The organism is Hafnia alvei (assembly GCF_900095695.1).
GTDB lineage: Bacteria > Pseudomonadota > Gammaproteobacteria > Enterobacterales > Enterobacteriaceae > Hafnia > Hafnia alvei_B.
This window is the reverse complement of record NZ_FMIQ01000063.1, coordinates 22,267-28,507: the sequence shown is the minus strand read 5'-3', so window position 1 is coordinate 28,507 and position 6,241 is coordinate 22,267. Positions and strand designations below refer to the sequence as shown.

Here is a 6,241-nt window from a genome sequence, read left to right as displayed (position 1 = left end):
GTATTCTACATCTGAATTGCATTGTGCATTCCAGAACCACACAGAAGTGTATTCTTAGTAAATTGTTAGCATGAGTATTATTTCAATTGCTGGTAATTGTAATAAGGGAGAAGTGACAGCTTTGGCGTTCATCACTTTGGAGGTAATTAAAATTTTCTATAGATACAGATATAGATATTAATTAACAGAGGTCGACTGCGCATGAGTGCACAGCTATCAGGCTTACCTAATTTTATGACACGGAGAATGAAGCGAAAGCATGAATGGTATGAATACGATTAACTCAATCTTCGTTTTCAAATATTTAGAGCAAGAGCCCCTAAATTAGGGACCAGAGATTACTTTCTACCAAGTAAGTAGCCTAGAACTAGACCAATACCAGCTGAAATAGCTACCGAAGCAAGAGGGTTTGTTTCTACTTGCTGTTTCGCTGTATCCACCACTTCATATTGTCACAAGATGAGGTTGTAGCCTTAGCTGATACCCAGCGCTCGGACATGCTTCGGCATATCTCTGATAGAATACTTCCTTTGCAAGATGCACTTGAATTAGATGATATATCAAACGATGAATTGATTTTGTTGAGGGAGTTAAAGTCAATTAGAGTTGTATTAAGTAGGCTGGATACATCAAAAGCACCAGATATCAAGTGGCCAGTGCTTCCTGAGTGAAAATTACGATATGAATAGCTAACTTATGTCGTTAACTATCAATTTATTTGTTTTCTCAGTATATACAGTAGTATTTGGTGGTATATCTTTTCCTATAAAAGTCATGGCACCAATTACTACATTGTCACCAATATTAATATTATCGGCTAAAATACATGAGTTAGCACCAACAGTTACATTGTTTCCAATTATAATCATTGCGCTTGTTTTACCTTGAATTCCAATTGTAGTGTTTTGCCTTATCGTAAAGTTTTCACCAATGTTACAACAATCAGTAATTACAACCCCTTGAAAGTGAACTACTTTAAAGCCAGGAGCAATTTTAGCGCCTAGACCAATCTCTGTGTTGAAGTTCTTCATTATTTTTCTATTTAGGTAGCGAGCTGCCCACTTACTTGTAGTGCCATCACGACTAAAAAATAACTCAGCTAATCTCCACCAAAGATAGAATCGCTTATTGGGTAGAGACCAATAGCGGTGTAGAACCCTGCGCCAAGAGAATTTGCGCTTGTTCAATATTTCTGCTGAGATGCATCTTTTGAAATGGAGATAATTATCATTCATTGTAGAGTTCTCATCACATCAGTCACTAATTTATTTTTGTCAACCATCATGGAAACCTGAATATTCAACATAGATGTGCTTAAATTTTACATTGAAAAAAGAAATATTCATATCCCAGTATATTCGGAAATATGGTGGGTATCAGAGCTGTCATCAACGAAAAACTTCATGTTCCTATGTAAAAGAAGACCCCGATGACCTAGGTTTGCGTCAGTCAGCATGTGGGATCTATCCTGTCGATTAAACAAATTGATTAGGCGTTTTATGAAGATAGGTGAGTAAGCGTCTATAGCTTTCTGCAAGAAGTGCATCTGTAGTCGATTCAAGCTCAGTGACAAAGCAAGAGATGACGAACTCGACTGACACAACGGGCTTGATAGTTCTCAAATAATCATAAGTGTCTCTTAATATTATATAGTCATCAGTATCTAAGTTTATAGGTGATTCCTGCTCGATTATTTGAACTTGCCTAGTGTAATTTTTACGCTTTTTCATTGAATTACCATATAAAAAAACTTCAGGCTACTTAACGGGTAGCCTGAAGCAAAGGGAGTAAAACATGCAGTTTTTTAACTTCTGAGGTAGGTATTGCAGTAACACATAGATAGTAGATTAAGCATGGGAATTTTCCATACCAGCCATAAGAATTTTTTATGTTTCAAGTGAGAGCCATTTTTCAAATGCTTGCGAGTTGAGTAAAAGTAAGCGAGTGAGCCAAGGATTTGGATAGATCTAATCTTAGAAAATATTTAATCCCTGCCTAATCAGAACATTCCCGCCTAATCGCTGTTTATCTAATCAGTGAGCTATTTCCATAATTAAAAACTTACATTATGCTGTATGTATATACAGTAATCATGGTTTGACGTTATGAAATTTTATCCAGCTGCAGCCTCTCTTTCAGTTGTATCTCTTCCACTCTTTGACAATCGTGTGCCAGCAGGTTTTCCGAGTCCTGCTGCCGACTACATTGACAAGCCAATCGATTTAAACGAGCTCTTAATTGCACACCCTGCGGCCACTTACTTTGTCCGTGTGTCCGGTGAATCAATGACAGGGGCGGGCATTTTCGACGGTTCACTGTTGTTAGTGGATTCGAGCATCAGACCTCAGCATAACGACATTATCATTGCGTGCCTTGGCGGTGAGTTCACGGTCAAGCGTTATGTCACTCGACCAAGAACGATGCTTTTAGCTGAGAACCCTGCTTATCCACCTATCGAACTTTATGAAGGGGAGGATCTGGAGGCATTTGGTGTGGTTAAGTTTGTGATTAATGAGGCGCGGTGATGTTTGCCCTTGTTGACGTGAACAGCTTCTATGCCAGCTGCGAGGCAGCATTTCGCCCCGACCTGAATGGTAAGCCAATCGTTGTGCTTTCAAATAACGATGGCTGTGTGATTGCGCGTTCTGCCGAGGCAAAAAAACTCGGGATAAAAATGGGCGAGCCTTACTTCAAGCAAAAACAATTATTTGAGCAGCACGGCGTGCATGTTTTTAGCAGTAACTACTCGCTCTATGGTGATATGAGTCAGAGAGTGATGAGGTTGCTTGATGCGATGGCACCGCGAGTTGAAGTGTATTCGATTGATGAAGCGTTCATGGATCTCCGTGGTGTGAGCCATTGCCGTAATCTTGAAGATTTTGGGCGTGAAGTACGTGAAACAATTAAGTGGAGTACGCACCTAACGGTGGGCGTGGGCATTGCCCCGACGAAAACGCTGGCTAAGCTTGCTAATCATGCGGCAAAGCAGTGGAGTAAAACTGGCGGCGTTGTCGATTTATCGAATGAGCTAAGACAGCGTAAGTTGATGGCCATCATGCCAGTAGAAGAGGTGTGGGGAGTTGGCAGACGACTTTCCAAGTCACTTAGAACTATAGGCGTTGATACAGTGCTGAAGTTAGCCGATATGGATCTGGCCTATGTTCGTAGGAACTATACCGTTGTGCTTGAAAGAACGGTGCGGGAGCTGCGTGGCGAATCATGCCTCGATATCGAAGAAGTCGCTCCAATCAAACAGCAAATTGTGTGCAGCCGAAGTTTTGGTGAACGAATCACTGAGTACCAGGATATGAAAGAGGCTATCTGTAGCTATGCTGAGCGCGCCGCGGAGAAGCTGCGCGGTGAGCGCCAGTTCTGTAAACATGTCAGCACCTTCATCAAAACATCGCCATTTGCTGCGCGGGAGTTGTATTACAGCAATTTAGCGTCTTCACGGCTAGAAACTCCCACGAATGACACTCGAGATATCATCAAACACGCATTGTCATGTTTAGATAAAATTTGGCAGCCGGGTAATCGGTATCAAAAAGCGGGGATCATGCTTGGTGACTTTTACGATAAAGGCGTATCACAGCTTAATCTTTTTGATGAGTTGGGGCCAAAGCCCAACAGCGAGTCGCTGATGAAGGTTCTCGATGAGATAAACAATAAGGGTAGGGGCAAGATTTGGTTTGCAGGGCAAGGGATCATGAAGGGTTGGCAGATGAAACGAAACATGCTTTCCCCAGCCTATACCACGCGTTTTTCAGAGTTGCCCATAGCGTTTGCTAAGTAAGTGCCTAGTCCTGTATCAGGATACAGAAAGGTATCAGTCCGCTAAGAGCGAATAGCGGTAGTTAGAATTTGTCATGATTACCCAGGTGTAGAACTATCATTGGCGTCTGATAATCAATGGAGAGCATCTCCCTTCTTTTTCATTTATTACGTGCAGGCAACAATATGTATTTACTTAATACTCGCTCACTTTAAGGCTTTGTCTCTGGCATGATACCAAGTTTCAAAAGCATCTGGCGTCATTGGTTTAGCAAAAAAATAGCCCTGAACTTCATCGCAACCCAGCGTTCTTAAAATATCAACGGTACTGGCCTCCTCGACTCCTTCGGCCAGAACGATATAATCGAGCTGCTTGAGGAGGGTGATAACGTTGCGAATAATGATGCGGCTGGACTTGTCGTGAGCAACCTTACTTACAATAGAGCGGTCAAGCTTGATGGTGTCCATCGGGATTTGTCGCAGGTAATTAATGTTGCTATATCCGGAACCAAAATCATCCAGAGATATTTTAAATCCGCGTAGTTTGAGCATGGCTAAGCCGATAAGTGCAGCGTGGCTTTCCAGCATCTTCTCGGTTTCCAGACACTCCACCCCCAGTTGGGCGGGATCCAGATGTGCATCCAGAATTTTCTGTTCCAGCTCATCGGCAAAATCTGGTCTTGAAAAATCACTGGCGGCCAGATTTATCGACACGGTTAAAGAAAGCCCACGGCTTTGCCAGTCACTTAATTGCGCAATAGTGTGATCGATAACCCACGCTGTGAGTTCTCGCATCAGACTGGTCTTTTCGACCAGAGGAACAAACACACCCGGTAACACTTCGCCGTTTTTAGGGTGCTGCCATCTAAGCAAAGCTTCGGCCCCCGTCACACGCCCTGTCACCAGTGAGATTTTCGGCTGATAAACCAGATATAAGCCTTGGTTTTCATGTAGTGCTTGTCTGACTTCAGTAAGAAGGATGAAGTCAGTCTTCTTACGGGTATCCAGTGCATCATCATAGACTGTAAACCGGCGGCCCTGACTTATCCCTTCGTGCAACGCGCTGACAGCGCGGCGGAGAATTTCATTCGATGTCAAAGATTTATCGCAAAGCCCGGAGTCACCCATATGAATATCCAGATCAAGGGGAACTTCCGGGGTGATCCTGGCCTGAATCCCCTTAAGGCTTTGAGAGATATCTTCTAATGTCAGGGCTTTTTGCTTATGGGTAAAAAAGGCAAATCGTCCGACTGCCACGGCGTAGAGTAGCCCTGTTAAAGGTAGGCGGGCCTGCAACTCGGTGGCCATATTACGAAGAAGATTTTCGACGGCAGCCATACCGAGCGAGCGAGCCATTTCGTAGGCTAATGGCATATCAATACAATCAATAATGACGAGCCTGAATACTCCTTCAGCTGAAATCTCGATATCTTTCAACAGTCGCTGCCGGTTTGGTAATAGCGTGACTATATCGAGATAGCCCACGGAGTGCCAAGAGGCCAGAAAATCCGATATAAGCCCTGCAATCTTCTCAAAAAGATAAAGCTGCTCGTCTGAAAGTTCTCTAGGTTGAGTATCGAGAATGCACAAGGTACCTACGGGTACTCCATCTTGGGTTTTAAGTGGACATCCTGCATAAAAGCGAATGAATGGAGCTTCTTTTACCGCGTGATAGTCACGAAAGGTAGGGTGCTGATGGGTGTCATGGCAAATGAATGTCTTACTCTTCTTCAGGGTCTGTACGCAAAATGCCTCACTCAGGCTGGTTTCCGTGACGGCAATATTCTGGGCGGATTTGATGTATTGCTTTTCTTCATCTAGAACAGAAACAAAGCCCATCGGCATGCTTAGCAAGTGGCATATTAGATGAGTATATTTTTCTAACGCATCATCACGACCCTTATCAGGATTTTTCAACAATTCTATTGCCGCAAGTCTTTTACTTTCATCTCTGCTTAGATCGGTCAACATGGCAAGACATCCTCCAGTGCAGTAGGCTTTTGGTTATTCCACACTCGCAGGTGGCATGTATCATTCATCTGATGGCATGTGGTAATACATACGCTGTGACCTGCCTAACTCTCACATTAAAATGTTTCTCGTTGATTGTCTCCCGGAAATATCGCCCCTGGGCTGCCAGGTAAATCTGCCCCTCAGCCAGATACTATCATCTCGCATGCTGAATGAGAGATATTTGACCAGCAGCTATGAGCGAGAAGCGGAAGTTCACTAAATCCTGAAACCATCAGGAATGGGCGCAAGCCCATGAATCTCCATGCTCGCTTCCAAGGTAGCGTAATCTACTTTCTAAAAGATAATGGTGAGGATTTCAGGGATACTTACAAATCAACGGGGAGCAATTCTGCTTAATGGGATAAGAAATAGGGCAGGAATTTCTGCCCTAAGCTAACATTCTTGAATTACTCGACAAATACTCGTGCTGAATTTCTAGCCGTGAACATTCGCGACA

Annotated in this window: 6 protein-coding genes; 3 read left to right on the top strand and 3 right to left on the bottom strand. The window is 43.3% G+C overall.

The genetic code is table 11. From position 1 onward, the window contains the following. Positions 1–338: 338 nt before the first annotated feature. The gene (locus BN1044_RS24240; RefSeq protein ID WP_368072897.1) at positions 339–440 is read right to left on the bottom strand and encodes a glycine zipper domain-containing protein; all 102 of its coding nucleotides are present in this window, start codon (positions 438–440) and stop codon (positions 339–341) included. On the opposite strand from BN1044_RS24240, the gene BN1044_RS24235 reads away from it, so the two are divergent. After that, positions 420–671: a tail fiber assembly protein gene (locus BN1044_RS24235; protein ID WP_081329612.1), complete on the top strand. Its 252-nt coding sequence runs from the start codon at positions 420–422 to the stop codon at positions 669–671. The two genes, BN1044_RS24240 and BN1044_RS24235, sit on opposite strands and share 21 nt — an antisense overlap. Positions 672–689: 18 nt before the next feature. Here BN1044_RS24235 and BN1044_RS17530 read toward each other — a convergent pair whose 3' ends face one another. Continuing rightward, positions 690–1,235: a serine acetyltransferase gene (locus tag BN1044_RS17530; protein WP_072309760.1), complete on the bottom strand. Its 546-nt coding sequence runs from the start codon at positions 1,233–1,235 to the stop codon at positions 690–692. An 870-nt stretch (positions 1,236–2,105) separates the two neighbouring features. Here BN1044_RS17530 and umuD point away from each other — a divergent pair. Together umuD and umuC are read left to right on the top strand one after the other, a co-directional pair. Then, entirely contained in the window at positions 2,106–2,525 is a 420-nt protein-coding gene (umuD, locus tag BN1044_RS17520; protein ID WP_072309758.1) for a translesion error-prone DNA polymerase V autoproteolytic subunit, read from the top strand. Further along, positions 2,525–3,793 (top strand): translesion error-prone DNA polymerase V subunit UmuC, encoded by a 1,269-nt coding sequence (gene umuC / locus BN1044_RS17515; RefSeq protein ID WP_072309757.1) that lies wholly within the window; start codon positions 2,525–2,527, stop codon positions 3,791–3,793. Before umuD ends, umuC begins: the two co-directional genes overlap by 1 nt. A 185-nt stretch (positions 3,794–3,978) precedes the next feature. Here the strand turns inward: umuC and BN1044_RS17510 are convergent, their stop codons facing one another. Then, positions 3,979–5,742 carry a sensor domain-containing phosphodiesterase gene (locus BN1044_RS17510; protein WP_072309756.1) on the bottom strand — a complete coding sequence of 588 codons (1,764 nt, stop codon included), beginning with the start codon at positions 5,740–5,742 and terminating at the stop codon, positions 3,979–3,981. Positions 5,743–6,241: the final 499 nt, after the last annotated feature.